This is a genomic window from Pseudomonas sp. CFBP13528 (genome assembly GCF_005233615.1).
In the GTDB taxonomy this organism is placed as follows: domain Bacteria; phylum Pseudomonadota; class Gammaproteobacteria; order Pseudomonadales; family Pseudomonadaceae; genus Aquipseudomonas; species Aquipseudomonas fluorescens_AM.
Map to the genome: position 1 here is coordinate 73,198 of NZ_QGAJ01000017.1, position 26,929 is coordinate 100,126.

The window sequence follows — 26,929 nt, forward strand, 5'->3', positions numbered from 1 at the left end:
TCGATGAGTGTTATCCCCATGCACATCCTGCGTAACCAAATGATCCCGATGCGTGACGGCATCCACCTGGCCACCGACATCTACTTGCCGGCGGCAGGCGGTGGACCGTTTCCGGTGGTGATCGAGCGCACGCCTTACGACAAGAGCAAACCCTCGCGCTCGGAAAAACAGCTCGACGGCCACCACCTCTCCCGCGAGCAAATGGCCGCACGGTTTACCGAGCAAGGCTTTGTCGCGATCTTCCAGGACTGCCGTGGCCGCTACGCCTCCGAAGGTAGGTTCATCAAGTACACCGCCGAGGGCGAAGACGGTTTCGACACCCTGGCCTGGATCGTCCAACAGCCCTGGTGCAACGGCAAGGTCGGCAGCATGGGCCTGTCCTACGCGGCCCACACGCAACTGGCGATGGCCTGCCTGCACCCACCGGGCCTGAGCAGCATGGTGCTGGACAGCGGCGGCTTCGCCAACGCCTACCAGTGCGGGATTCGCCAGGGCGGCGCCTTCGAGCTCAAACAGGCGACGTGGGCCTATCGCCAGGCCAAGGAAAGCCCGGCAGCCCTGGACGACCCGCTGATTCGCGAAGCGTTGGAGCAGGAGGATATTCATCAATGGTTCACACGTATGCCGTGGCAACCCGGGCAATCGCCCCTGCGCCATGTGCCGGAATATGAAGCCTACGTGCTGGAGCAGTGGGCCCAGGGCACCTTCAGCGAATATTGGCGACAGTCGGGAATTTACGCCGAAGGCCACTACGCGCAACTGCCCGATATCCCCGTGCTGTTCATGTCCAGCTGGTACGACGCCTACGTCAGCTCGACCCTGGCCAACTACCGCGCCTTCACACACAACCGTACGGCCCGCCAACGCCTGGTGATGGGCCCGTGGCTGCATGGCGACCGCAATATCAGCCACAGCGGCGATGTGGAATTCGGCCCGCAAGCTGCCTTTGACGGGCAGATCGATCAGGACTGGCTCAGTTGCCGCCTGGCCTGGTTCGAGCAATCCCTGAAGCCTTCGCCCCGCACCGCAACGGCCTGCGTGCAGGTGTTTGTGATGGGCGGCGGCAGCGGCCATCGCGACGAAAACGGGCGCCTGCACCATGGGGGCCGCTGGCTGCACACCTCGCAATGGCCACTGCCCGGCAGCCAGACATTGACTCTCTACCTGAATGCACACAGGCAGTTGAGCCGCACGGCACCTGTCGAGGCTGACGCCCACTTGAGTTACCGTGCCGACCCGGCCCATCCGGTCCCGACCATCGGCGGCGCGCTGACCTCCGGCGCCCCTGTGTTTGCCGGCGGTGCCTTCGACCAACGGGAGCGTCCCGACTTTTTCGGCACCCTGGGGGATAACCGTCCCCTGGCCCAGCGTGATGACGTGCTGGTGTTCCAGACCGATCCCCTCGACGACGACCTGATCGTCGCCGGTGACGTGCAGATCGAACTGTGGATCGACAGCGACACGCCCGACACTGATTTCACCGCCAAGCTGGTGGACGTGTATCCACCCAGTGCCGACTACCCCGAGGGCTTTGCGATGAACATCACCGACGGCATCCGCCGCTGCCGTTATCGCGACTCATGGGAACAGCCGACGGCGCTGACGCCGGGTGAGCGAGTAAAGGTGCTGATCGAGCCGTTCGCCACCTGCAACCTATTCAAGCGCGGCCATCGGTTGCGCCTGGATATCGCCAGCAGCAACTTTCCGCGTTTTGACGTCAACCCCAACAGCGGCGAGCCTTCTGGCCAGGCCAGCCACCCTCGGATTGCCCACAACAGTGTGCATCTGAGCCACGCCGCCGCCTCCTGCCTCCGGCTTACCGTGGTGCCCAACACCGCGCTGTCCTGAGCCCACTGAGTCGCCATTGCCCAAGGGTGATGGCGACCCCACGTCGCCGAGCAAGAAAAGCACTTCAGAATTTTCCCTTGCCGCCGATACAGCCCTACACATCTTGGCTGGCTCAAACAACAACACACCGTCCAGCAGACAGACATCACTCTTCAAGGAGCTTTCGATGAACAGCTGGTTCGGTAACATCAGCGTCAATCTCAAACTCGGCCTGGGCTTCGGCCTGGTGCTCGTTCTCACCTCGATCCTGGCACTCACCGGCTGGACCAGCCTGGGCGGCTTGATCGACCGCAGCAACTGGATGAGCGACATCACCCAGCTCAATGCGTCGTTGACCAAACTGCGCATCGTGCGCCTGCAATACATGCTGGCCAACGGCGATGAAGCCGTGGCGCAGAACGTGCAGACCAGTCTCGACGCCTTCGCTGCCCAGCAACAAAAACTGCTGGACAGTTTCAAGAGCCCGGAAAACCTCAAGCTGCTCAATGAGCAGAAAGCGGTCATCACGGCCTATCAGCAGTCCCTGAACAAAATGCGCGAGGCCTACCGCAACGGCAACGCTGCGCGCGAGGTCATGGGCGACAAGGCCGACATCGCCAACGCGCAGATCAACGCACTGGACGCCAGCGTGCAGCAGATGCCCGACAGCCCGGAGCGTTTCGCACAGTTCCAGGCCGTGACCAATGCCAAGGAAGAGTTCCTGCTGGCGCGTTACGACGTCCGTGGTTACACCAACAACGTCAACGCAGAAAACGAAGCCCGTGCCGCCGCACAAATCGAGAAAGCCATCGCCGGCTTGAAAAGCCTCACTGCCGTCTTCGGCAGCAGCCAACAGACCGCGCTGGGCTCGCTGGAAACCGCACTGGGTGCCTATCGCAGCGCTGTACAAAGCTATAAAGCCGCCAACGCCAACATCGTGACCGCCCGCGCCGAAATGACCACCCAAGGCGCCGACATCGTCACCATCAGCGACAAGCTCTACGACATCCAGCTGGAACGCCGCGACGCCGAAAGCGCCCAGGCCCGCAGCCTGCAATTGATCAGCACGTTGCTGGCCCTGCTGGTGGGCATCATCGCGGCCCTGGTCATCACCCGCCAGATCACCCGCCCGCTGCAAGACACCCTGGCTGTCGTCGAGCGCATTGCCTCCGGCGACCTGAGCCACAATATCCAGGTTACCCGCCGTGATGAACTGGGCGTGCTGCAACAAGGCATCCAGCGCATGGGCACCACCTTGCGTGAACTGATCAGCGGGATTCGTGACGGCGTGACCCAGATCGCCAGCGCTGCCGAGGAGCTGTCAGCCGTTACCGAGCAGACCAGCGCCGGGGTCAACAGCCAGAAGATCGAGACCGACCAGGTCGCCACGGCGATGCACGAAATGACCGCCACCGTGCAGGAAGTGGCGCGTAACGCCGAACAGGCTTCCCTTGCAGCAGCCGAGGCCGATGGGCAAGCCCGCGCGGGCGACAAGGTGGTGGCAGAAGCCATCGCTCAGATCGAGCGCCTGGCCGCCGAAGTGGCACGCTCCACTGACGCCATGGCTCACTTGCAGCAAGAGAGCAACAAGATCGGCAGCGTAATGGACGTGATCAAGGCCGTCGCCGAGCAAACCAACCTGCTGGCCCTTAACGCTGCGATTGAAGCGGCACGGGCCGGTGAAGCCGGTCGCGGGTTTGCCGTGGTGGCCGACGAAGTGCGCGGGCTGGCCCAGCGTACGCAAAAATCCACCGAGGAAATCGAAGGCCTGGTTGCCGGTTTGCAGAACGGCACCCAGCAAGTGGCCAACGTGATGAACAATAGCCGCAGCCTCACCGACAGCAGCGTGGACCTCACGCGCAAGGCCGGTGTGTCGCTGGAAAACATCACCCGAACGGTGTCGAACATCCAGTCGATGAACCAGCAGATTGCAGCGGCCGCCGAACAGCAGAGCGCCGTGGCCGAAGAGATCAGCCGCAGCATCGTGAATGTGCGTGATGTGTCCGAGCAGACCGCTACGGCCAGTGATGAGACGGCCAAGTCGAGCGTAGAGCTGGCGCGGCTGGGTAGCCAGTTGCAACAGATGGTCAGCCATTTCCGGGTGTAAACAACAGAAAAGCTCGCCCCGGACGCAGCCCCAGTCACTGACTGGGGCTGCCATTCATTCAATCCTCCCCTTCCTCGACAAACACCACCCGATTCCCAAACGGGTCCTTGATGCTCATCTCCCGCGAGCCCCAAGGCGTGTCCTCTACATCAGGCTTTGCGTAACGGTAGTCCTTGGCCTGCAATTGCTGCTGGTAAGCGTCTATTCCTTGGGCCTGGATCCGCACCGCAGCGCCCGGCGACGCATCGCCATGATGCTCGGACAGATGCAACACGCACTCACCCAGCGACACCTGCAGGTACAACGGAAAATTGGCCTCGAAGCGATGCTGCCAATCGACCTTGAACCCCAGGAAGCCGACATAGAATTCCAGCGCCTTGGCCTCGTCGAACATCCGCAGAATGGGGGTGACTTTTCCTAAGTGCATCGCAATCGCTCCATGTTCGAAAGCAGCCACTATAGTGGTGAAAAGCCTCGACGCAAATCCCCGTTACGCGCCAGGAACCGGCCCGCTCGTTGGCCGTTCGCCTGCCCTGCGCTGTAGCTCAACACCCCGTTGACCCACACCCCCTCTATCCCTTCGGCTGCACGCTGCGGCGTCTTGAAATCCGCCATATCGCGCACCCGCAACGGGTCGAACAACACCAGGTCGGCCCAGTGCCCTTCACGGATTTCGCCGCGTTCTGCCAGGCCGAAGCGTGCCGCAGAGAGCCCGGTCATTTTGTGCACTGCGGTATGCAGCGGGAACAATCCGACATCGCGACTGAAATGTCCCAGCACCCGCGGGAACGCGCCCCACAATCGGGGATGGGGAAACGGGTCTTCCGGCAACCCGTCGGAACCCACCATTGACAGCGGATGCGCAAGGATACGGCGCACATCCGCCTCATCCATTCCGTAATACACCGCACCGGCTGGTTGCAGGCGGCGAGCGGCGTCCATCAGCGCAATGCCCCACTCGGCGGCAATGTCCTGCAAGTCACGTCCACCCATTTCAGGATGGGGTGTGGACCAGGTGATGGTGATGCGGAACGCGTCAGTGACCTGCTTGAGGTCCAGCGTCGACGAACTGGCGGCATAGGGATAACAATCACAGCCCACCGGATGGGTTTTCGCCGCGGCCTCAAGCGACGCCAACAATTGCGGGCTGCGCCCCCAGTTCCCCGCACCGGCGCACTTGAGGTGAGAAATAATCACGGGCGCCCTGGCACGTCGGCCGATCAGAAACGCTTCGTCCATCGCGTCCAATACCGGCTCGAACTCACTGCGCAAATGCGTGGTGTATACGGCGCCATAAGCCGTCAGCTCTTCGCTCAGTTGCAGCACCTCATCGGTCTCTGCATTGACTGCGCTGGCGTAGGCAAGGCCAGTGGATAAACCCAGGGCACCGGCGTCGAGACTCTCCTGCAACTGCATGCGCATGGCCGCGATTTCATGCGCTGTGGCCGTGCGGTGCAGGTCGTCCATATGATTACTGCGCAGTGCCGTGTGGCCGATCAGTGCGGCGACATTGACTGCGGGCTGGGCGCGTTCAACCGCCGCGCGATAATCGATAAAGCGCGGGTAGGCAAAAGCCTCGGCATTGCCCAACAGGTTCATCGGATCGGGTGGATTGCCACGCAGGCTCACAGGTGAAGCGCTGATGCCGCAGTTGCCGACAATCACCGTGGTCACGCCCTGGCTGAGCTTGGGCAGCATCTGCGGGTGGCGGATCACCACGGTGTCGTCGTGGGTGTGCACATCGACAAAGCCCGGCGCCAGTACATAGCCGGTGGCGTCAACTTCATGCACGGCCGTCGCCGCCGACAGGTCGCCGATCGTCTCGATACGCCCGTTGCGCAACCCCACGTCGGCGAGGTACCCAGGCGTGTCACTGCCATCAATGATCAGCGCCTGGCGAATCAGCGTGTCGTACGTCATTTCAGTCTCCAAGCGGCAGGCTGTCAGGGCCGCCGCGATAATCGTCCAGGGCGAGTTTGATCCGGCGCAGGCGTTCCTGGTTGGCGTCGGGCATGGCCAGCGCCAGCTCGGTGGCCAGCAGGTCGATGGCCAGCAGCATGCCGTAGCGCGCAGCCGTAGGCTTGTAGATAAAATGGGTTTCAGCCGGTTGCAGCGGCAGCAACACGTCCGCCAGCCCGGCCAGCGGGGAATCAGCAAGGGTGATGGCGACAACGCGCGCGTCGTAGTTGCGCGCCAGTGTCACCACATCCAACAGTTCGGGGGTAAGTCCGCTCAGCGAGCAGACGATCAGCGCCTGTTCCGGCCCCAGGGTCGCGGCCGTCACCCGCATCATCACAGGGTCGTGGCAGGCCGCAATCGGATAGCCCAGGCGCACCAGCCGCACCTGCAATTCATCGCTGCACAGGCTTGACGGGCCGCCCATGCCGAACGCGTGGATCATCCGCGCCTTGCCCAGCAGGCTCACCGCATCGACAAAGCTGTGCTGATTGAAGCCAGCCAGGTGCTGGCGCAACGTCGCTTCGATATCACCGAGAATCTGCCGATGGAACGCCGACTGTTCCGGCAGCCCGGCCGGGTCCAGGAAGCGGCTGCCAACCCCGCTGGCCTGGGCCAACTGCAGCCGCAGGTCACGCAAATCACGACAACCGACACTGCGGGCAAAGCGCGACAAGGTGGCGGTACTGACCTCGGCCCGTTGCGACAGTTCTTCCAGGCTGGCCGACGCGGCAAAGCCCACGTCGTCGAGCATCAGCCTGGCGATACGCCCTTCGCCGGCGCTTAAGGAATCCTGGCGGGCGCGGATCTGGTAGAGGATGTCCATGGCGGTTCCCGGTTACAAAAGGCAGGACAGACCGTAGGTCAGACCGAAGGCCACCACCGAAATCAGGGTTTCCAGCACGGTCCAGGTCTTGAAGGTCTGGATCACCGTCATATTGAAGTATTCCTTGATCAGCCAGAAGCCGCCGTCGTTGACGTGGGAAAAGATCACCGAACCCGCACCGGTCGCCAATACCAGCAATTCAGGGTGTGGATAACCCATGCCCAGGGCGACCGGGGCCACAACACCGGACGCCGTGGTCATCGCCACCGTGGCCGAGCCCGTGGCGATACGCATCAGCGCGGCGAACAACCAGCCCATCACCAGTGGCGACAGCTGGAATGCATGGGCCAGACCGAGGATTTCGTTTGTGACGCCGGCATCCACCAGGATGCGATTCAAGCCACCGCCCGCCCCCACCAGCAGCGTGATGCTTGCCGTGGGCGCCAGGCATTCATTGGTGAACTTGAGGATCGACTCACGGTTGAAGCCCTGGGCCAGGCCCAGCGTCCAGAAACTTACCAGGGTCGCCACCAGCAGCGCGATCACCGAGTTGCCGATAAATAACAGGAACTGGTTGAAGCCGGTGCCAGGCGTGGAAATCACATTGGCCCAACCGCCAATCATCATCAGCACGACCGGCAACAGGATGGTGCCCATGGTCAGCGCGAAGCTCGGCAAACGGGTACGCGGTTCGCGCTCGATAAACTGGCGTTCCAGCGGGTTTTCCGCCGGCAGGTGAATGTGCGGCACGATGAACCTGGCATAGACCGGGCCGGCGATGATCGCCGTAGGAATACCGATCAGGATCGCATACAGCACGGTCTGCCCGACCGAGGCGTTATACGCCAGCACCGCCATCATCGCCGCCGGGTGCGGCGGCACCAGCGCATGCACCACCGACAGGCCGGCGACCATCGGCAGGCCGACCATCAGGATCGACACGCCCACGCGCCGCGCCACGGTAAAGGCGATCGGCACCAGCAAAACGAATCCCACCTCGAAAAACAGCGGCAGCCCCACCAGGAACGCGATGCAGACCATGGCCCAGTGGGCGTTGCGCTCGCCGAAACAGTTGATCAACGTACGTGCCACCTGCTCCGCGCCACCGGACTCGGCCATCATCTTGCCGAGCATGGTGCCCAGCGCCACGACCAGGGCGATATGCCCCAGGGTCTTGCCGACGCCCGCCTCGTAAGAGCCCATGATGGTGTCCGCCGGCATCCCGGCCATCAGCGCCAGGCCGATGGACACCAGGGTGATGACGATAAACGGATTGAGCCGGTAACGTGCAATCAGCACGATCAAAGCAATGATGGCGATGGCGGCGTATGCCAATAGCCCGAAGCCCGGTGATGCGGCCATGCGGTACTCCTCGGAAAGGGTCACGTCGAATAGGTTGTGAAACTCATAAATCATTACCAAGGTGAGTTTTCAATTTTTATGAAAGTAATTACCGCGCAGGGATAAGCGCTGTCGCAGTGGGATATGCCCGACGCGGCCGCATGAAAATTCAGGGGGTGTTCTTACATGACCTTCGGATAAAGGCTGGAAACTCAACGTGCGCGGTCGAGTCATACACTGCACACCCATCGATGCCAGGAACACACTGATGATTCGCACGACACTCGCCGCCGGCGCCCTGCTTCTTGCCCTCTGCGGCACTGCTGCCGCCGCCGATAACCCGGCGCTGAATAAATGCATGGACAGCGCAGACACCACCGCCGACATGGTCGGCTGCAACGTCAAGGAGGCCAAGGTGCAGGATGCGCGGCTGAACAAGGCTTACAAGACCGCGCTGGCCGCCCAGGAAGGCAACCGCAAGCAGCAACTGCAGGATCTGCAACGCCTGTGGATCAAATACCGCGACGCCAATTGCGCCTTTGCGGGCAGCGCCACCGGCGGCACCATTGATCAGGTCAACGGTTCCGGCTGTGTGCTGGACATGACCCAGACCCGTGCGCAGGAACTCGAAAACCTGGTCGGGCCATAGGCTGCTGCAGGTCAGTCGTGCTGAACCCTGGCGCGCTTGAGCAGTTTCTTGCAGCGCTCCGAGAGGTGCAGCACGCGCAAATGCTTGCCCGCTTTGCTGTAGCGCTCGCGCAGGGTCATCAGCGCGGCAATTGCTGAATAATCGACGAAGCTCAGGTGACGGCAATCGAGCGTCACCTGGGCCGGGTCGTTGGCCGGGTCGAATTGATTCAGGAACGGCGTGGTCGAGGCAAAGAACAAGGTGCCGTGCAGGCGATACAGTTTGCTGCCGTCGGCTTCCAGGTGTTCATCGGCATACAGCTCGCGGGCCTGTTGCCAGGCGAAATTCAGCGCAGCGATCACGATACCGCACAGCACAGCGGTCGCCAGGTCGGTGAACACGGTGATGACCGTCACCGCGATGATCACCAGCACGTCATTGAGCGGCACCTTGTTGATCACCCGCAACGACGCCCAGGCGAACGTCTGCTGGGACACCACGAACATCACCCCCACCAGGGCCGCCAGCGGAATCCGCTCGATCAGCGGCGACAGAAACAGAATGAACAGCAGGATCATCACCCCGGCAAACACGCCGGAGAATCGCCCACGTCCGCCGGAACTGAGGTTGATCACGGTTTGCCCGATCATCGCGCAACCGCCCATGCCGCCGAACAGGCCCGAGACCATATTCGCAGCGCCCAGGGCCACGCTTTCGCGGTCGGGGTAGCCACGGGTTTCGGTGATTTCGTCGGTGAGGTTGAGGGTCAGCAGGGTTTCCAGCAGGCCGACCATTGCCATCAGGAACGCATAGGGCGCGATGATCCCAAGGGTTTCCAGGGTCCAGGGGAGCTGCGGCAGCGCGAAGGTCGGCAGGCCGCCTGCGATGTGCGCCATATCGCCGAGGGTGCGGGTGGGCAAGCCGAGCAGGTACACGGCCAGGCCTACGCCGAGGATCGCCACCAGGGCGGGCGGCACGGCGCGGGTCAGGCGTGGCAGCAGGTAGACGATGGCCATGGTGACCGCGACCAGCCCGACCATCACGTACAGCGGTGTACCGCTGAGCCAGGCTTCACCGCTTTTGAAGTGCTCCAACTGCGCCAGCGCAATGATAATCGCCAGGCCGTTGACGAACCCCAGCATCACCGGGTGGGGCACCATGCGCACCAGCTTGCCCAGGCGCAGCAGGCCGAAGGCGACCATGATCAACCCGCCCAGCAACACGGTCGCCAGCAGATACTCCACGCCGTGTTGCACCACCAGCGCCACGATCACCACCGCCATGGAACCGGCCGCACCGGACACCATGCCGGGCCGGCCGCCGAACAACGCGGTGAGGGTGCAAATGATAAAAGCGCCGTAGAGCCCCATCAACGGGTTGAGATGGGCCACCAGGGCGAAGGCGATGCATTCGGGCAGCAATGCAAATGACGTGGTGAGGCCGGCCAGGGCGTCGGCGCGCAGACGGGTGAGGTTCATGGAGTACCAGGGAGTTGCGGGGGATAAGGCGGGGAATGGTACGGAATTGAGCGGCGCGGGGCTAGCCTTTGGGACCGAGGCGCGGCCATCGGGGGCAAGCCCCCTCCCACACTCTGAATGTATTCACAGTTCAAAGGTGGGAGGGGGCTTGCCCCCGATTGGCCTCACCTCGGTATCAAGCGAACATCACACCATCTCGTTGCGAATCCACTCCACCACCGACGTACGCTTGGGCACCCAGCCCAGCCGTTCACGGGCCTGTTTGCCGCGTACCCGGCTGTTGGAGCCCAGCCCGTAGTTGGCCATTTCATACCCCCACTCGGCCTCAGCCTCAGCCAATGGCCAATCCTGCGGCTCACCGAGGTTCAGCGCCTGGGCAATCGCAGTGGTCATGTCGATAAAGGCCGCTTCGCTGCTTTCCACGAAGTAGAACGTGCCCGGCACATTCTTCGTCAGCGCCAGCAGGTACAGCGTGACCACGTCTTCGATATGCACGTTGGACCAGATGTTCTGCCCCGGCCCCACATGGCGTACCACACCACTTTTGCGGGCCTGCTTGAGCAAGCGCGGCAATTGCACGCTGTCACGCTTCACGCCCAGGCTGTGACCGTAGATCAGGGTGTTACAGATCACCGCCGAATTCACACCCTCCCTGGCGGCGGCCAGGATCAGGTTATCGATCGCCACGCGAGCGGCCTTGTCGGCGGTCGGCTCCGGCAGATGGTCCTCGAAGTAAATGACATCACTGGCCTTGCCGCCCGACGCGTCGCCGACGATACTTGAGCCGCTGGTGTGCAGGAACGGCTTGTGGGAGCCTTTCAAGGCAGCCAGCAGGGTTTCGACGCCAGCGCGGTGGTCGCTGCTGGCGGCATTGATCACTGCATCGGCGTGCTGCGCCTGTTCGGTCAATATCACCGCGTCATCGAGGGTGCCGATCACTGGGGTAATGCCCAGTGCCGTCATTTCAGCGGCTTGCTCGGCGCTGCGCACCAGACCGGTGACAGCGTGCCCGGCCTTGACCAGACCGGTGGCGATGGAGCCGCCGATAAAACCGGCGGCGCCGGTAACGAATACATTCATGGAGAGTGCTCCTGGCTGGGTAAGTGATGAGCCCAGTATCCAGCAGCCCCCGGCGGCGAATAACCCCGCGTTGCCCAATTCACTCTTGCGCGGCAGTCACGAATCAGCCGGCGTAACGTGCCAGCTTGGTCTGGATAAAGTCCAGGAAGCATTGGATACGCAACGCCAGTTGGGAGTTGCGGTAGTACACCGCATGGATCGGCTGGCGGTAGCCACTGTTGAAGGTGTCCAGGAGTGGGACCAGGCGCCCGGCATCGATGTCTTGATGGGTCATGAAGTTGGACAGGCAGCAAATGCCCTGCCCCTGCAATGCCAGGTGGCGCACGGTTTCACCACTGGACGCGGCAACGCCCGGCTGGATCAGCCAGCGGTCACCTTCGGCATGGCGCAGCGGCCAATGGTTGAGGGTGTCGGTGTGGCTGAAACCCAGCAGCGTGTGCTCGGCCAATTCGGCGACCGTGGTCGGCGTGCCGTGTTGCCTGAGGTATTCGGCGCTGGCCAGAATGTGCAGCGGCGTGCTGCCCAGGGCACGGGCATGCAGGGTGGAGTCGGCCAGGGTGCCGATACGAATCGCAATGTCGGTGCTTTGCTCAAGCAGGTCGATGATCAGGTCGTCGCTGTTCAGCTCCAATTGGATGTCCGGGTACAGACGACGAAATTCGCCAATATAGGGCATGATTGCGTGCAGCATGAACGGCACCGCCGCATTGATACGCAGTCGCCCGGCCGGTTTTTTCTGGCGTGACGACAGACGCTCTTCCAGCGCCTCCATTTGCGCCAGGATCACCTTGGCCTGCTCGAAGAAGTACCGGCCCTCCTCGGTCAGGTCCATGCGCCGCGTGGTGCGGTTGATCAGGGTGGTGTCGAGCTTGGCCTCCAGGCGCGACAAGGTACGGCTGACCGCCGACGGCGTCTGCCCGACCTGCTCGGCGGCGGCGGAAATCGAGCCGCACTCGATTACGCTGACAAAGATCTGGAGTTCATCGGATCGGGCTTTCACGGGCTGTCCTGGTTATCGGCTCGGGCTCATTATTGACCACTGAGCAACAAATGGCCTCCCAATAGCGCCATCCCGCCGAAAAATCCCCGCTTGAACCACAGCGCGCTGATGCGCTGGCGCACCACCTGGCCCAACCACATCCCCAGCAATGCCGGCACCAGCGCCAACAACGATGCGCCGATTTCACCGCCACCGAGCGCGCCGCGCCAGGCCAGCCCGCCGGCCAGGGCCAGGGTCGATACGCTGAACGACAGCCCCAGCGCCTGCACCAGTTGATCGCGGCTCAAGCTTAATGCCTGCAGGTAGGGCACTGCGGGAATCACGAACACGCCGGTGGCTGCAGTGATGACGCCTGTGACAACCCCGCACAACGGGCCCAGCCAGCGCTCGGTTCGGGGTTGCACCGTGAAGGTCGGCAGGAATAATCCACTCAGCGCATACACCAGTAACGCCGCGCCCAACGCGCGTACCACCCACGGCCCACCGTCCATGCCCAACCACAGCGTGCCCAGCCCGGCGCCGAGGACAATCAGCAGCAACATCGGCCACAGGCGCTTGAGCAAGGTACTCAGGTGACCGCCCAACGCCAGTTGCCAGAGATTGGTGACCGTCGAAGGGATGATCAGTAACGCCGCAGCCTGTGCCGGCAACATAGCCAGGCCGAGCATGCCCATGGCCACCGTGGGCAGGCCGAGACCAATCACGCCCTTGACCGTACCGGCCAGCAGGAACGTGGCGATCACCAGCAATGTCAGGGCTGGGCCGAGGGTTTGGTAGAACGTCAGGACAGTCATCATGCCGAAAGTGTGCAGTTTTGCCGAGCGGTTGAAAATTCGCCATATACTGAGGCAGCCTCTTGTTTTGGATGAGGCTGAGGAAATCTTGAGCCATGCACTTTGACCTGATCGACCTGCGCCTCTACCTGCACATCCTCGACACCGGCAACATCACCGCCGGCGCCGCCCGCAGCCATTTATCCCTGGCCGCCGCCAGTGCGCGCATTCGGGCGATGGAGGCCTCGATGGGCATCGAACTCCTGGAGCGTGGCCGCCGTGGCGTCGCTCCGACACCTGCCGGCAAAGCCCTGGGCCGACACGCCCGCCTGCTGCTGCAACAGGCCGAGCATCTGCAACAAGACCTGGCGGAATACGCCAAGGGCGTCAAAGGCCAGGTGCGCCTGCTGTGCAATACCACCGCGCTGAGTGAATATTTGCCGGAGCTGCTGGCCGACTTTCTGCGCGAACATCCCAACCTCGATATCGACCTGCAGGAGTTGCCCAGCCTGCGCATTATCCAGGCCTTGCGCCAAGGCACAGCCGACCTGGGAATTATCTCCGATGCAGTGGATACCCACGGCTTGCAGACACTGGCATTTCGCGACGATCCGTTGGTGCTGATCATGCCCCTCGACCATCCGTTGAAAACCGCGAATTTCATCGACAGCCTGCAATACGACTACGTAGGTCTGCCAGCCAATAGCGCGCTGGCGGTGTACCTGGAGGAACAGGCCTTGCACGCAGGCTATCGCCTGCAAACGCGCATCCGCGCCGAGGGTTTCGATGGGGTGATCCGCATGGTCGCCCGTGGCGCGGGCCTGGGCATCGTGCCCCAGGCCGCCCTGGACCGCAGGCCGCAGGAAGGTCGCATCAAGGCCCAGCCCCTCAAGGAGGACTGGGCCTGTCGCCAACTGTTGCTCTGCGCGCGCTCGTTCGAACACCTGCCGGGTTATGCCAGGGCCTTGTTCGATGCCTTGGCCCTGCCCTTGCGGAAAAACCCGTAATACACCGCGCTCAGGATCAGCAGGAACGGCACGCCAAACACCAGGGTCATCTTGAACGCGTCAGTGAAATACGTGGTGATCATCACCGCGCCCATCAGCACCAGCCCCAGCAAGGTGCTGTACGGAAACAGGCGCAGCTCGAAGGACAGCTTCGGCCCGCCATGACGCTTGCGGTAGCGCCGGAAAAACAGGTGCGTGAGGAAGATCATGAACCAGGTGAAAATCGCCCCGAACATCGAGATCGCCATCATCAGCGTGAACGAACTTTCCGGGTACACCACGTTGAGCAGGGTCGCCAATGCGATACCGGAGCTGGACAGCAGCAAAGCATTGAGCGGGATGCCGCTGTTGCTCAACGCGCCCATGGACCTGGGCGCAAAACCTGCGCGGGACAGGCTGAACATCATGCGCGTGGTGATGTAGAGCTGGCTGTTCATCGCCGACAGCGCCGCGATCAGAATCACGAAATTCATCACCCCGGTGGCGCCGGGAATACCGATGGTCTGCATCACCGTGACGAACGGGCTCTGGGCCTGACCCGCCTGGTTCCACGGCACGATGGCGAGCATCAATGCCAGGGTCAGCAGGTAGAAGACCACCAGGCGCACAATGGTCGCGCGAAAGGCTTTCTTCACTGCCCGCTCCGGATCGGCTGCTTCACCGGCAGCCACTGCGATCATCTCCACACTCAAGTAGCTGAAGATCGACACGATCACCGCGATCCACATACCGCTCACCCCATGGGGAAAAAACCCCTCATGAGCGGTGTAGTTCTGCACGCCATACTCCGGGTTGCCCGAGCCGAACACCACGTACACCGCCAGGATGATGAAGCCGACGATGGCGCTGATCTTGAGGGTGGAGAACCCGTATTCGAAGTTGCCAAACGTCTTCACGCTGATCGCATTGAGCAGGATCAACACGCTGGAGAACGACACGATCCATACCCATTCCGGCACGTTGGCGAACCAGTACTTCATGTACATCGCCACCGCCGTCACCTCGGCCCCGACTGCCAGCACGATCGCCGCCCAGTAGGCATAACGCACCAGGAAACCGGCCAGCGGGCCGATGTAAAACTCGGCATAGGCGCCAAAAGAGCCGGAGGTGGAATGGGCCACCGTCATCTCTGCCAGGCACCCCATCAATATCAGCGTAATCAACGCACCGATGGTGTAGCTGAGCAACACACTGGGCCCGGCATAGCCAATCGCGTAGGCGCTGCCCATGAACAGCCCGGTAGCAATGGCGCCGCCGATGGCGATCATGCTCATTTGCGCGGAAGTGAGCTGGCGTTTGAGGCCCAGTTCGCGGTGGGTGATTTCTGCAAAGCCGTTGTCTGGCGTGGTCACGTGGCGTGCCCCTTTATTATTGTGATTGCTGCTGTTGTCACAGATCCCCTGTGGGAGGGGGCTTGCCCCCGATGGCGGTGTATCAGTAACAGATAAAACACTGACACCCTGCTATCGGGGGCAAGCCCCCTCCCACAATGGTTTTGTGGTGCTATCAGGTCACGCTGTTACGCACCTTGAATTGCGGCTGGTCCCAGGTGGTGTTGTCGAGAATGTCACCGAGGATTTCCACCGCGTCCCAGACGTCGGTGAAGCTGGTGTACAGCGGGGTAAAACCGAATCGCATGATGCGCGGCTCACGGTAGTCACCGATCACCCCCCGGGCGATCAGCGCCTGGATCACCGCATACCCTTCAGGGTGTTCGAAACTCACATGACTGCCGCGCCTGGCGTGTTCACGGGGGGTGATCAGCTTCAAGCCATGGACGGCGCAGCGTGCTTCGACTCGCTCGATAAACAGATCGGTCAACGCCAGGGATTTAGCGCGCAGGCTGGCCATATCCGTCTGTTCAAATATCTCCAGCCCGCATTCCACCATGGCCAGCGAGGTGATCGGCTGGGTGCCGCACAGGTAGCGGGCGATGCCGGCACTCGGCGCGTAGTTCGATTCCATCGCAAACTGACGGGTATGCCCGAACCAGCCCGACAGCGGCTGGCGCACCAGGTCCACCAACGCCGGGCTGACCCACACGAACGCCTGGGAGCCCGGGCCGCCATTGAGGTATTTGTAGGTGCAGCCAATCGCATAATCGGCCCCGGCCGCGTGCAGGTCGATGGGCACCGCACCGGCCGAATGCGCCAGGTCCCAGAGGCTCAACGCGCCGCACTCATGGCTCAAGGCGGTGAGTGCGTGCATGTCATACATATAGCCGGTCTTGTAGTTGACATGGGTGAGCATCACCACCGCCACATCCTGGTCGATGGCGCGGGGCAGTTCGTCCGGGCTGTTGACCAAGCGCAGGGTGTAACCCTGTTGCAGCAGCTCGGCGAGGCCCTCGGCGATGTACAGGTCGGTGGGAAAATTGCTCGCTTCGCTGACGATCACTTTGCGCGCCGGTACACGCTCGCGCTGTACGCTCAGCGCGGCGCTGAGCACCTTGAACAGGTTGATGGACGTGGTGTCGGTAACCGCCACTTCGCCCTCGCCTGCGCCGATCAGCGGTGCCAGGCGATTGCCCAGGCGCAGGGACAGGTCCGCCCAACCGGCGCTGTTCCAGCTGCGAATCAGGCCGTTGCCCCACTCTTGGGCGATCACCTGTTGCGCCCGCGCCAGCGAGGCCACCGGACGCGCGCCGAGGGAGTTGCCGTCAAGGTAGATGACGCCCTCAGGCAGGGCGAACTGAGCGCGCAAAGGCGCCAGCGGGTCCTGGGCGTCGAGGGCTTGGCAATGGCTTAGGGTGGTCATGGTCTGTCCTGGTTTTTATAAGAGAAGATGGAGCAAATAATGAACGAAGCTTTAGAGAATTTTCGTGCAAAGTGGTAGGTGAAGCGCTATTTAAGCTGTAGGAAATTCGAATTTAACTCCCAAACACGCGGATTTATTCAAACCATGATTCTTGACGCCACCGACCTGCGCCTCCTGCATTTCCTGCAACAGGATGGCCGTATCAGCAACCAGGAACTGGCGGAAAAAGTCGCGCTGTCGCCCTCGGCGTGCCTGCGCCGTTTGCGCCTGCTGGAAAGCGAAGGCGTCATCAGCGGCTATCGGGCGGTGCTCAATGCCGAGCAGTTGGGCATTGAGCTTGAGGCCATCGTGCACCTGTCCTTGCGCCAGGATGTGCAAGACTGGCATGAGACATTCATCGAGAAAGTGCAGGGTTGGCCGGAGGTGGCCAGTGCCTATGTGGTCACCGGCGCCAGCAACTATGTGCTGCGGGTACAGGCGCGCAACCTCAAGCATTTCTCGGACTTTATCGTGAACCAACTCAACCGCACGGCGGGGGTCATGGATATACGTTCGGAGATTGTGCTGCAGAAGATCAAGGATCGGGATGAGGTGCTGGATCTGGTGGTGCGCAAATAACCAAATCCAACACCGGTGCAATGTGGGAGGGGGCTTGCCCCTCCCACATTTTTTAACCGTGTTCAGTCTTCGAGCGCGCGTACGCGCTGCATGCGCTGCTGCTCCGCGGGGGCAACAGCCACCTGCAACTCAAAGTCAAAATCAATCTGCGCCAATCGCCCCTGCACGCCGAACTCCTGTGCCAGCTGCGGATCGTCACTGAAGCGGATCTGGGCGATCAACTCATCACGTGTGGCATAGGCAAAATCATCGTGCAGGTACGGGTCGTCCGACAGGTTGATCTGGGTGGTCAGGTGCCGATGGCCGGGTGCCGAGATGAAGAAGTGAATGTGCGCCGGACGCTGCCCGTGGCGCCCCAACTGATCGAGCAACTGCTGGGTCGGCCCGGTCGGCGGGCAGCCGTAGCCCGACGGCACGATGCTGCGAAAACGATAGTGGCCCTGGGCGTCGGTCTCGATGCGGCGGCGCAGGTTGAACTCCGATTGCGTCGGGTCAAACCACGAATAGGTGCCGCCGGTATTGGCCTGCCACACATCGACAATCGCCCCCGCCAGCGGTTTGCCCTGGGTGTCGCGCACCTGCCCGCGCATGAACAGCGGCACGGCGTCGTCGTTGCCATCATCCAGTCGCGCTTCGTATTTGCACAGCGGTGCACCGGCCACATACAGCGGGCCTTCGATGGTGCGCGGCGTGCCACCGGATTTGCCGGCCTCGATGTCGGCGGCATCCATCAACAGGTCCAGATAATGCTCCAGGCCCAACCCGGCGGCGAGCAAGCCGGCTTCCTGGTTTTTCCCCAGTTCGTTGAGGTAGTTGACCGCCGTCCAGAACTCTTGCGGGGTCACGTCCAGGTCTTCGATGATATTCACGGTGTCGCGCAGGATCCGATAGATCAGCGCCTTGGTGCGCGGGTTGCCGCCTTCACTGCGGTGACCGCTGGCTTCTTCGAGAAACTGCTGGGCGTGGGCAGTCTGGGACAGTCGGATGGACATGGTGCAATCCTCATCTTGTAATTATTGGGTGCAAAACAGGCTCAGCGGTCGTCCGCGTGGATCGACGACGGATGCCGACACAGCGCATTGACTTCGATGGCCATATAGGGGAACAACGGCAGTTGCATCAGCAGGTCGTGCAGCGCCTGCACACTCTCGACATCGAACACGCTGTAGTTGGCGTAGTGCCCGGCAATGCGCCACAGGTGGCGCCATTTCCCCTCTTGTTGCAGGCGCTGCGCCAGGGCCTTCTCTTCGGCCTTGAGACTGGCGGCGCGCTCGGCGGGCATGTCGAGCGGCAGGTTCACGGTCATCTTTACGTGGAACAACATGGCAGGCGCCTCTTAGTGTTTGTCACGACGCAGGAACGCCAGGCGTTCTTCGTCGATCGCCAGGCCCAGGCCCGGTGCGGTGGATACATGCAGGTGGAAATCACGGTACACAGGCGGCTCGGTGAGGATGTCTTCGGTGAGCAGCAACGGACCGAACAGTTCGGTGCCCCACGCCAGCGTGTTCAGCGTGACAAAGGCATGTGCCGAAGCCAGGGTGCCGATGCCTCCTTCGAGCATGGTGCCGCCGTAGAGGCCGATGCCCGCCGCTTGAGCAATCGCCGCCGTCCGCAGCACCGCACGCGGGCCGCCGTTCTTGGCGATTTTCAGGGCAAACACCGAGGCCGCGCCTTCGCGAGCCAGGTTGAACGCATCCTCGACGCATTCAATCGATTCATCGGCCATGATCGGCGCCGGGCTCGACAGGTTCAGCCGCGCCATGCCGCCTCGATTGTTGCGCGAGATCGGCTGTTCGATCAGGTCGATTCCGTTGTCCGCCAGCACCCGGCAGGCGCGCAGGGCCACGGCCTCGTCCCAGGCCTGGTTGACATCGACACGCACGCTGGCGCGATCACCCAGCGCGCGCTTGATCGCGATCACGTGGGCCAGGTCACGGTCGACATCACCGGCGCCGATCTTCAGTTTGAAAAGGCGATGGCGGCGCAGGTCGAGCATCTTCTCGGCCTCGGCAATGTCCTGTGCGGTATTGCCGCTGGCCAGGGTCCAGGCCACCGGCAAGGCATCGCGCACACGGCCGCCGAGCAGTTCGCTGACCGGCAGGTTCAAGCGCTTGCCGAGGGCGTCGAGCAACGCGCTCTCGATACCCGATTTGGCAAACGTATTGCCGCGGATGCAGCGTTCCAGGCGCACCATGGCGGCGTTGATATTGCTTGCGTCCTGGCCGATCAGCAGCGGTGCGAAGTGCCGGTCGATGTTGACTTTGATGCTCTCGGGGCTTTCGTTGCCGTAACTCAGGCCACCGATGGTGGTGGATTCACCGAGGCCTTCGATGCCATCGGCGCAACGCAGGCGGATGATCACCAGGGTCTGGTGTTGCATCGTATGCATCGCCAGCGTGTGCGGGCGAATGGTGGGAAGGTCGACGATGATGGTCTCGATCGACTCGATGGGGCAAATCGGCATGGCAATACCCGTTGGGTTCTTTATAGGTTTGCGTCGATTCTGTGCTGCGTGGCTGGTGGGTTCCAATATAGAATTGGTCTGGTTCGATACCTTGAAGGTATTAAAGGAGGCAACATGGAACTGCGTCACCTGCGCTATTTCCAGGTTCTGGGCCAAACCCTCAACTTCACCCGCGCTGCCGAACGCCTGCACATCGCCCAGCCGCCGTTGAGCCGGCAGATTCAACAACTGGAAGACGAATTGGGCGTGGTGCTGCTCGAGCGCGGTCGACCGCTGCGGCTGACCGAGGCCGGGCGGTTTTTCTATGAGCACGCCAATGGGCTGCTCGAGCAGTTGGGCAAGGTCTGCGACAACACCCGGCGCATCGGCCTGGGCCAGAAGACCTGGCTGGGCATCGGCTTTGCGCCGTCGACCTTGTACGGCGTGCTGCCGGAACTGATTCGGCGACTGCGCACCCATGAGGCGCTGGAGTTGGAGCTGGGGTTGTCGGAGATGACCACCTTGCAGCAGGTCGAAGCCCTCAAGGCCGGGCGCATTGATGTGGGTTTCGGGCGAATTCCCATCGACGACCCGGCCATCGTCCAGCGCGTACTGGTGCAAGACCGCCTGGTGGCGGTGTTGCCCAGCGGTCACCCGTTGCTGGGCGCACCCGCCAGCCTTGCGCAGTTGGCCGCCGAGCCCTTTGTGCTGTATCCGGGCAATCCACGCCCCAGTTATGCCGACCATGTCATCGCCTTGTTCGACGCCCACGGCTTGAGCCTCAAAGTCGCGCAGTGGACCAACGAATTGCAGACCGCCCTGGGCCTGGTGGGCGCAGGCATGGGCGTGACACTGGTGCCGGCGTCGGTGCAGGTGCTGCATCGCGCGGATATCGGTTACGCGCCGGTGGTGGAAGCCACCGCGACCTCGCCGATCATTCTCAGCCGGCGGGTGAATGATCAGTCGCCGGGGCTCAGTCATTGCCTGCAACTGGTTGAAGAACTGATCTGAATGCTCTTAAACACTGCAATTCCCTTGTGGGAGGGGGCTTGCTCCCGATAGCTGTGGATCAGGCAACTTACTCATTGACTGACACACCGCTATCGGGAACAAGCCCCCTCCCACATTTTAATCGCCATGGATTCAAAGACTGCGCAGGCGCTTGCGCTGTAAGGTCTGGCTCGGCGTCTCATCAAATGACTTGCGATACTCCGCCGAAAACCGCCCCAGGTGAGTAAAGCCCCAGCCCAGGGCGATCTCGGAGATGGTCCGCGGGGCGCCATGCTCAAGCATTTCCTGGCGCACGGCGCTCAGCCGGTACTTCTTCAGATAGGCCATCGGCGACAGTGCAAAATATTTGCGAAAGGCATCGAACAGTTTGAACCGCGACACCCCTGCGGCCGCTTCCAGGTCTTCCAGGTGCACGGCTTCGCGGGCGTTTTCGTGGATGTACTGGCGTGCACGGATCAAATAGTGGGGCAGTTTCACGCCCAGTACATCGCGCAGTTCTTCGGAGTAATTGTTCGGCTGGGCCAGGATCAGCCCCTTGATCAACGAGCTTTCCAGGTCGCGGGTAAACGCGGCCTGCTCGTACAACTCACTGCCGTGCTCCAGTTCGGCAATGAAGTAACGCGCCATGCGCCACCACGACGCTGAAGCGCCGTCCACCGCGTCCATCACCGACTCAAAGCGCAACGGCGCCTCGATGGGGCGCTGCAGTAAACCTTCCAGTGACTCACTCATTGCTGCGCGGGTAATCACTACCTGCAACTTGCGGCAGTCGCCGGAAATCGCCAGCACCTGATGCTCGTTGGGCGAGATGATGACGCCCTGCTCGCGATTGGAGCGCAGCCGTTCTCCGTTCTTGCTCAGCTCCTGCTCGCCCACCAGGGGCAGGCTCAGGCTGTAACTGCTGAAGTGCTCGGCATCTTCGATGTCGATGGTCACGTCCGTGCCGTATTCGATCACTCCCAGGGTGGTCGCGCGGGACTTGAAGCTATTGGCACTGTGGTGAAAACGCAGGCGTTCGGGTGTGGCGGTGACCAGGCGATGGGGCCCGCAGATGCCGGACATCCAGCTACGTGCGCCTTCCAGGTCGAAGCGTTGAATCGTTTGGCTGCTCATCAGGTGCACCCACGGCGGTTAGGCGTTTGCGCGCTCTGACGGCGCGTCGTTAGGGTTGGACAGCAAGTAATGCGCCATGCCGGCGAAATGGCTACCGGGTGGATAGCAATCGCCGACTAAGTGGATAAGCAGCCGGGTTTTTCGCCCGATGCCCTGCAAGACAGTAGCGCATCCCGTCACCGCCCCGCACCGGGTTGGGTATTTGCTGCCCAATTATCCGGCCTGCCTTCCCCCATTAAGCGGATAGCCCACGCCCTGCACCACTGCCTCTAATGCATCACCGATCAGCCCCAATCAAAAAGGTGCCTCCCATGAGTGGTGCAAGAAACGTCGAACAGTGGAAAACCTTTATCGACAGTTGCCTGGACTTTCGCCCGGCGGATGAAGTGTTCCGCATCGCCCGCGACATGTTCACCGAACCCGAACTGTTCGACTTGGAGATGGAACTGATCTTCGAGAAGAACTGGATCTACGCCTGCCACGAAAGCGAATTGGCCAATCACCACGACTTCGTGACGATGCGCGCCGGGCGCCAGCCGATGATCATCACCCGCGACGGCGAAGGCCGGCTCAACGCGCTGATCAATGCCTGCCAGCATCGCGGCACTACACTCACCCGCGTGGGCAAGGGCAACCAATCCACGTTCACCTGCCCGTTCCATGCCTGGTGTTACAAAAGCGATGGCCGGCTGGTGAAGGTCAAGGCGCCGGGGGAATACCCGGAAGGTTTCGACAAAGCCACGCGGGGTCTGAAAAAGGCGCGCATCGACAGCTACAAGGGCTTTGTGTTTATCAGCCTCGACGTGAACGGCACCGACAGCCTGGAGGACTTCCTGGGCGACGCCAAAGTGTTCTTCGACATGATGGTGGCGCAGTCGGCAAACGGCGAGCTGGAGGTGCTGCCGGGCAAGTCCGCCTACACCTACGACGGCAACTGGAAACTGCAAAACGAAAACGGCCTGGACGGTTATCACGTCAGCACCGTGCACTACAACTACGTGGCCACGGTGCAGCATCGCCAGCAGGTCAATAGCGAAAATGGCGCAAGTGCCGGCACTACCCTGGACTACAGCAAGCTCGGCGCCGGCGACGCCAACACCGATGACGGCTGGTTTGCCTTCAACAACGGCCACAGCCTGTTGTTCAGCGACATGCCCAACCCCAGCGTGCGCTCCGGCTACGCCACCATCATGCCGCGCCTGGTGGCAGAACACGGCCAGCAGAAAGCCGAATGGATGATGCACCGCCTGCGCAACCTGAATATCTACCCGAGCCTGTTCTTTCTCGACCAGATCAGTTCCCAACTGCGCATCATTCGCCCGCTGGCGTGGAACAAGACCGAGATCATCAGCCAGTGCCTGGGGGTGAAGAACGAGTCCGACGCCGACCGCGAAAACCGTATTCGCCAGTTCGAAGATTTCTTTAATGTCTCAGGCATGGGCACGCCGGATGACCTGGTGGAGTTTCGCGAGGCCCAGCGCGGCTTCCAGGGCCGCCTGGAGCGCTGGAGCGATATCTCACGCGGCAGCCATCGCTGGGAGACCGGGCCGACACCGAACAGCGAAGCCATCGGCATTCAGCCCGCCATGACCGGCACCGAATTCACCCACGAAGGCCTTTACGTCAACCAACACCGCAACTGGCAGCAGTTTTTGCTCAAGGGCCTGGACCGGCAGGCGCTGCAACTGCGGGAGGTGAAGTGATGAATGCGCAATTGCAGTACCGGATCGAGCAATTCTTCTACCGTAAATCCGAACTGTGCGACGCCCAGGACTGGGATGCCTATGTGCAGTTATTCGACCCGCAGAGCGAGTTCCACCTGCCGCAATGGGACTCGGAACATGTCTACACCCAGGACCCCAAGCGCGAAATGTCGTTGATCTATTACGCCAACCGCTCGGGGCTGGAGGACCGCGTATTCCGCCTGCGCACCGGCAAGGCGGCCTCGGCCACGCCGATGCCGCGCACGCTGCACTTGATCAATAACGTGCGCGTCGCCGAACAGGCCGACGGCACGCTGGCGGTGAAGCTGAACTGGCACACATTGTTCTATCGGCTGGCGACGTCCGAGCAGTTTTATGGGCACGCGACCTACCGTCTCAAGCCGGATGGCGACAGCTGGTTGATCACCCGCAAGCACGCGCTGCTGCTCAACGACACCATCAACTCGGTGCTGGACTTCTACCACCTGTAACGGTGGCGCATTGCCCTGTAGGGGCGAGCGTGCTCGCGAAAAACTCAAGTACACCGCGTGCATCCAGGCTGGATGGCGTCATCGTAGACGTTCTTCGCGAGCAAGCTCGCTCCTACAAGGTTCATACCTATCCACGGAGTCATGTGAATGAACCACAAAGTGGCCTTCAGTTTTGCCGATGGCAAGACCCTGTTTTTCCCGGTGGGCGCCCATGAAATCCTGCTGGATGCCGCCCTGCGCAACGGCATCAAGATCCCGCTGGACTGTCGCGAAGGCGTGTGCGGTACCTGTCAGGGGCGTTGCGAATCCGGCGCTTACACCCAGGACTATGTCGACGAAGAAGCGCTGTCGAGCCTCGACCTGCAACAGCGCAAAATGCTCAGTTGCCAGACGCGGGTGAAGTCCGATGCGACCTTCTACTTCGACTTCGATTCAAGCCTGTGCAACGCGCCGGGGCCGGTGCAGGTGCGCGGTACGGTGAGCGAGGTACGGTTGGTGTCGGCCAGTACGGCAATCCTGCAGCTTAAAATGGACGCACCGCTGGAGTTTCTGCCCGGCCAATATGCGCGGTTATCGGTCCCCGGCACTGACAGCTGGCGTTCCTATTCCTTCGCCAACCTGCCGGGCAATCAGTTGCAGTTTCTGGTGCGCCTGCTGCCCGACGGGGTGATGAGCAACTACGTGCGCGAGCGCTGCCAGGTGGGTGACGAGGTCGTGATGGAGGCGCCGCTGGGGGCGTTCTACCTGCGGCACGTCAGCCAACCGCTGGTGCTGGTCGCCGGCGGTACCGGGTTGTCGGCACTGCTGGGCATGCTCGATCAGTTGGCGGCTGGCGGCTGCGACCACCCTGTGCACCTCTACTACGGCGTGCGCGGTGCAGAAGACTTGTGCGAAGCGGCGCGCATCCGCAGCTACGCGTCGAAGATCGCCGATTTTCGCTACACCGAAGTCCTCAGCGACGCCTCAGCGCAATGGACGGGCAAGCGCGGCTACCTCACCGAGCATTTCGACCTGGCCCACTTGCGTGACAGATCGGTGGACATGTATGTCTGTGGTCCCCCGCCGATGGTCGAATCGATCCAACAATGGCTGGCGGATCAGGCACTTGATGGCGTCCAGCTGTATTACGAAAAGTTTACGCAGAGTAATATCTGACCCTCAGCACTTCTGAGGGGCTGATGCGCCTGCACTCACCCTTAAGAAAAACAAGTAGAAGGGAACGTTAATGGCGGATGACATGGTAAACCCGGTGGGCCTCAAGCGCGGCCTGAAGAACCGGCACATTCAACTGATCGCCTTGGGAGGGGCGATTGGCACGGGACTGTTCCTCGGCTCGGCCGGGGTGCTCAAGTCGGCGGGGCCGTCGATGATCCTGGGTTACGCGATAGCCGGTTTCATCGCCTTCCTGATCATGCGCCAGCTCGGCGAGATGATTGTCGAAGAGCCGGTGGCCGGCTCCTTCAGCCACTTTGCGCATAAATACTGGGGCGGTTACGCGGGCTTTCTCGCAGGCTGGAACTACTGGGTGCTGTACGTGCTGGTGGGCATGGCCGAACTGACGGCGGTGGGCAAGTACATCCAGTTCTGGTGGCCACAAATCCCGACCTGGGTCAGCGCGCTGGTGTTTTTCGTCGCGGTCAACCTGATCAACACCCTGAACGTGAAGTTCTTCGGTGAAGCCGAATTCTGGTTTGCGATCATCAAGGTGGTGGCGATTGTCGGCATGATCGTGCTCGGCTGCTACCTGCTGTTCAGCGGTACCGGCGGCCCGCAGGCGTCGGTCAGCAACCTGTGGAGCCACGGCGGTTTCTTCCCCAACGGTGGCATGGGGCTGTTGATGTCGATGGCGTTCATCATGTTCTCGTTCGGTGGCCTGGAGCTGGTGGGCATCACCGCCGCCGAGGCCAGCGAGCCGCGCAAGGTGATCCCGAAGGCGATCAACCAGGTGGTGTACCGGATCCTGATTTTCTACGTCGGCGCCCTCACCGTGCTGCTGTCGCTGTACCCGTGGGATGAACTGCTGCAAACCCTCGGCGCGTCGGGCGACCCCTACAGCGGTAGCCCGTTCGTGCAGATTTTCTCGCTGATCGGCAATGACACCGCTGCGCATATCCTCAACTTCGTGGTGCTGACCGCGGCGTTGTCGGTATACAACAGCGGCGTGTACTGCAACAGCCGCATGCTGTTCGGCCTGGCCGAGCAAGGCGACGCGCCCAAGGCGTTGATGAAGCTCAACAAGCAAGGCGTGCCGTTGCGGGCGCTGGCGATTTCGGCGCTGGTGACGATGCTGTGCGTGGTGGTCAACTACGTCGCGCCGCAGAGTGCCCTGGAGTTGCTGTTCGCGCTGGTGGTTGCCTCGCTGATGATCAACTGGGCGCTGATCAGCATCACCCACATCAAGTTCCGCAAGGCCATGGGCGAGCAAGGCGTGACGCCGTCGTTCAAGACCTTCTGGTTCCCGTTCAGCAACTACCTGTGCCTGGCGTTCATGCTGATGATCATCAGCGTGATGCTGGCGATTCCAGGGATTCGCGAGTCGGTGTATGCGATGCCGGTGTGGGTGGGGATTATCTATGTGGCGTATCGGTTGCGCGTCCGAAACGCGAAGGTCGTGACAGCGCAGTAACCCATGTGGGAGGGGGCTTGCCCCCGATTGCAGTGGGTCAGCCACTGATATGTCTACTGGCCCACCGCTATCGGGGGCAAGCCCCCTCCCACATTTTTAACTGCATTCCAAATGAACAGCCCCGGTAGTCCGGGGCTTTTTTGT

Annotated in this window: 24 protein-coding genes; 10 read left to right on the top strand and 14 right to left on the bottom strand. The window is 61.8% G+C overall.

The genetic code is table 11. From position 1 onward, the window contains the following. Positions 1–18: 18 nt before the first annotated feature. Positions 19–1,848, top strand: a complete 1,830-nt coding sequence (locus PspCFBP13528_RS23690) for a CocE/NonD family hydrolase (protein ID WP_137201659.1) — start codon at positions 19–21, stop codon at positions 1,846–1,848. A gap of 166 nt (positions 1,849–2,014) precedes the next feature. Further along, on the top strand, positions 2,015–3,934 hold the full coding sequence (locus PspCFBP13528_RS23695; protein ID WP_101220948.1) for a methyl-accepting chemotaxis protein: 1,920 nt from the start codon (positions 2,015–2,017) through the stop codon (positions 3,932–3,934). Between the two features lie 58 nt (positions 3,935–3,992). On the opposite strand, the gene PspCFBP13528_RS23700 is transcribed toward PspCFBP13528_RS23695, so the two are convergent. The 4 genes from PspCFBP13528_RS23700 to PspCFBP13528_RS23715 are packed head-to-tail and all read right to left on the bottom strand — an operon-like array spanning position 3,993 to position 8,078. Beyond that, positions 3,993–4,361 carry a glyoxalase superfamily protein gene (locus PspCFBP13528_RS23700; RefSeq protein ID WP_065951181.1) on the bottom strand — a complete coding sequence of 123 codons (369 nt, stop codon included), beginning with the start codon at positions 4,359–4,361 and terminating at the stop codon, positions 3,993–3,995. A 29-nt stretch (positions 4,362–4,390) separates the two neighbouring features. Continuing rightward, on the bottom strand, positions 4,391–5,854 hold the full coding sequence (locus PspCFBP13528_RS23705) for a D-aminoacylase (RefSeq protein WP_137201644.1): 1,464 nt from the start codon (positions 5,852–5,854) through the stop codon (positions 4,391–4,393). Position 5,855: 1 nt separating this feature from the next. Next, complete coding sequence (locus PspCFBP13528_RS23710; RefSeq protein WP_137201645.1) at positions 5,856–6,716, bottom strand: MurR/RpiR family transcriptional regulator; 861 nt, start codon at positions 6,714–6,716, stop codon at positions 5,856–5,858. 12 nt (positions 6,717–6,728) lie between these two features. Further along, on the bottom strand, positions 6,729–8,078 hold the full coding sequence (locus PspCFBP13528_RS23715; RefSeq protein ID WP_178084456.1) for a gluconate:H+ symporter: 1,350 nt from the start codon (positions 8,076–8,078) through the stop codon (positions 6,729–6,731). Positions 8,079–8,325: 247 nt separating this feature from the next. Here PspCFBP13528_RS23715 and PspCFBP13528_RS23720 point away from each other — a divergent pair, with 247 nt between their 5' ends. Continuing rightward, on the top strand, positions 8,326–8,706 hold the full coding sequence (locus PspCFBP13528_RS23720; RefSeq protein ID WP_065951177.1) for a lysozyme inhibitor LprI family protein: 381 nt from the start codon (positions 8,326–8,328) through the stop codon (positions 8,704–8,706). Between the two features lie 11 nt (positions 8,707–8,717). On the opposite strand, the gene PspCFBP13528_RS23725 is transcribed toward PspCFBP13528_RS23720, so the two are convergent. The 4 genes from PspCFBP13528_RS23725 to PspCFBP13528_RS23740 form a co-directional block, all read right to left on the bottom strand. Further along, a complete protein-coding gene (locus tag PspCFBP13528_RS23725) occupies positions 8,718–10,163 on the bottom strand; it encodes a SulP family inorganic anion transporter (protein WP_065951176.1) in 1,446 nt (481 codons plus the stop codon). A 186-nt stretch (positions 10,164–10,349) separates the two neighbouring features. Further along, the gene (locus tag PspCFBP13528_RS23730; RefSeq protein WP_137201646.1) at positions 10,350–11,243 is read right to left on the bottom strand and encodes an NAD-dependent epimerase/dehydratase family protein; all 894 of its coding nucleotides are present in this window, start codon (positions 11,241–11,243) and stop codon (positions 10,350–10,352) included. Positions 11,244–11,346: 103 nt separating this feature from the next. After that, on the bottom strand, positions 11,347–12,243 hold the full coding sequence (locus PspCFBP13528_RS23735; protein ID WP_065951174.1) for a LysR family transcriptional regulator: 897 nt from the start codon (positions 12,241–12,243) through the stop codon (positions 11,347–11,349). A 29-nt stretch (positions 12,244–12,272) separates the two neighbouring features. After that, the gene (locus tag PspCFBP13528_RS23740) at positions 12,273–13,040 is read right to left on the bottom strand and encodes a sulfite exporter TauE/SafE family protein (protein ID WP_101220952.1); all 768 of its coding nucleotides are present in this window, start codon (positions 13,038–13,040) and stop codon (positions 12,273–12,275) included. Positions 13,041–13,132: 92 nt separating this feature from the next. Between PspCFBP13528_RS23740 and PspCFBP13528_RS23745 the strand changes: the two genes are divergently transcribed. Then, positions 13,133–14,023 (top strand): LysR substrate-binding domain-containing protein, encoded by an 891-nt coding sequence (locus PspCFBP13528_RS23745; RefSeq protein WP_101220953.1) that lies wholly within the window; start codon positions 13,133–13,135, stop codon positions 14,021–14,023. On the opposite strand, the gene PspCFBP13528_RS23750 is transcribed toward PspCFBP13528_RS23745, so the two are convergent. After that, complete coding sequence (locus PspCFBP13528_RS23750; protein ID WP_137201647.1) at positions 13,969–15,375, bottom strand: amino acid permease; 1,407 nt, start codon at positions 15,373–15,375, stop codon at positions 13,969–13,971. The two genes, PspCFBP13528_RS23745 and PspCFBP13528_RS23750, sit on opposite strands and share 55 nt — an antisense overlap. A 154-nt stretch (positions 15,376–15,529) precedes the next feature. After that, positions 15,530–16,780, bottom strand: a complete 1,251-nt coding sequence (kynU, locus tag PspCFBP13528_RS23755; RefSeq protein ID WP_065951170.1) for a kynureninase — start codon at positions 16,778–16,780, stop codon at positions 15,530–15,532. Positions 16,781–16,924: 144 nt separating this feature from the next. Between kynU and PspCFBP13528_RS23760 the strand changes: the two genes are divergently transcribed. Further along, positions 16,925–17,398 carry an Lrp/AsnC family transcriptional regulator gene (locus PspCFBP13528_RS23760; RefSeq protein WP_065951169.1) on the top strand — a complete coding sequence of 158 codons (474 nt, stop codon included), beginning with the start codon at positions 16,925–16,927 and terminating at the stop codon, positions 17,396–17,398. 62 nt (positions 17,399–17,460) lie between these two features. On the opposite strand, the gene catA is transcribed toward PspCFBP13528_RS23760, so the two are convergent. Genes catA through PspCFBP13528_RS23775 form a run of 3 tightly spaced genes read right to left on the bottom strand, consistent with a single transcriptional unit; the run spans position 17,461 to position 19,862 of the window. Further along, a complete protein-coding gene (gene catA / locus PspCFBP13528_RS23765; RefSeq protein WP_101220955.1) occupies positions 17,461–18,390 on the bottom strand; it encodes a catechol 1,2-dioxygenase in 930 nt (309 codons plus the stop codon). 41 nt (positions 18,391–18,431) lie between these two features. Next, positions 18,432–18,722 carry a muconolactone Delta-isomerase gene (catC, locus tag PspCFBP13528_RS23770; RefSeq protein ID WP_065951167.1) on the bottom strand — a complete coding sequence of 97 codons (291 nt, stop codon included), beginning with the start codon at positions 18,720–18,722 and terminating at the stop codon, positions 18,432–18,434. 12 nt (positions 18,723–18,734) lie between these two features. After that, positions 18,735–19,862, bottom strand: coding sequence for a muconate cycloisomerase family protein (locus PspCFBP13528_RS23775; protein ID WP_137201648.1), 1,128 nt, complete (start codon positions 19,860–19,862; stop codon positions 18,735–18,737). Positions 19,863–19,976: 114 nt separating this feature from the next. Here PspCFBP13528_RS23775 and PspCFBP13528_RS23780 point away from each other — a divergent pair, with 114 nt between their 5' ends. After that, positions 19,977–20,852, top strand: a complete 876-nt coding sequence (locus PspCFBP13528_RS23780) for a LysR family transcriptional regulator (protein WP_101220957.1) — start codon at positions 19,977–19,979, stop codon at positions 20,850–20,852. Between the two features lie 132 nt (positions 20,853–20,984). Here PspCFBP13528_RS23780 and PspCFBP13528_RS23785 read toward each other — a convergent pair whose 3' ends face one another. After that, positions 20,985–21,965: a helix-turn-helix domain-containing protein gene (locus PspCFBP13528_RS23785; RefSeq protein WP_065951164.1), complete on the bottom strand. Its 981-nt coding sequence runs from the start codon at positions 21,963–21,965 to the stop codon at positions 20,985–20,987. Positions 21,966–22,276: 311 nt separating this feature from the next. Between PspCFBP13528_RS23785 and antA the strand changes: the two genes are divergently transcribed. The 4 genes from antA to PspCFBP13528_RS23805 all read left to right on the top strand — a co-directional run bounded on the left by antA (position 22,277) and on the right by PspCFBP13528_RS23805 (position 26,785). Then, positions 22,277–23,668 carry an anthranilate 1,2-dioxygenase large subunit gene (antA, locus tag PspCFBP13528_RS23790; protein ID WP_137201649.1) on the top strand — a complete coding sequence of 464 codons (1,392 nt, stop codon included), beginning with the start codon at positions 22,277–22,279 and terminating at the stop codon, positions 23,666–23,668. Further along, the gene (gene antB, locus PspCFBP13528_RS23795) at positions 23,668–24,159 is read left to right on the top strand and encodes an anthranilate 1,2-dioxygenase small subunit (RefSeq protein ID WP_065951162.1); all 492 of its coding nucleotides are present in this window, start codon (positions 23,668–23,670) and stop codon (positions 24,157–24,159) included. Before antA ends, antB begins: the two co-directional genes overlap by 1 nt. Before the next feature lie 147 nt (positions 24,160–24,306). Next, complete coding sequence (antC, locus tag PspCFBP13528_RS23800; RefSeq protein ID WP_137201650.1) at positions 24,307–25,314, top strand: anthranilate 1,2-dioxygenase electron transfer component AntC; 1,008 nt, start codon at positions 24,307–24,309, stop codon at positions 25,312–25,314. A 70-nt stretch (positions 25,315–25,384) separates the two neighbouring features. Next, a complete protein-coding gene (locus PspCFBP13528_RS23805) occupies positions 25,385–26,785 on the top strand; it encodes an amino acid permease (RefSeq protein ID WP_137201651.1) in 1,401 nt (466 codons plus the stop codon). The last annotated feature ends 144 nt before the right edge of the window (positions 26,786–26,929 follow it).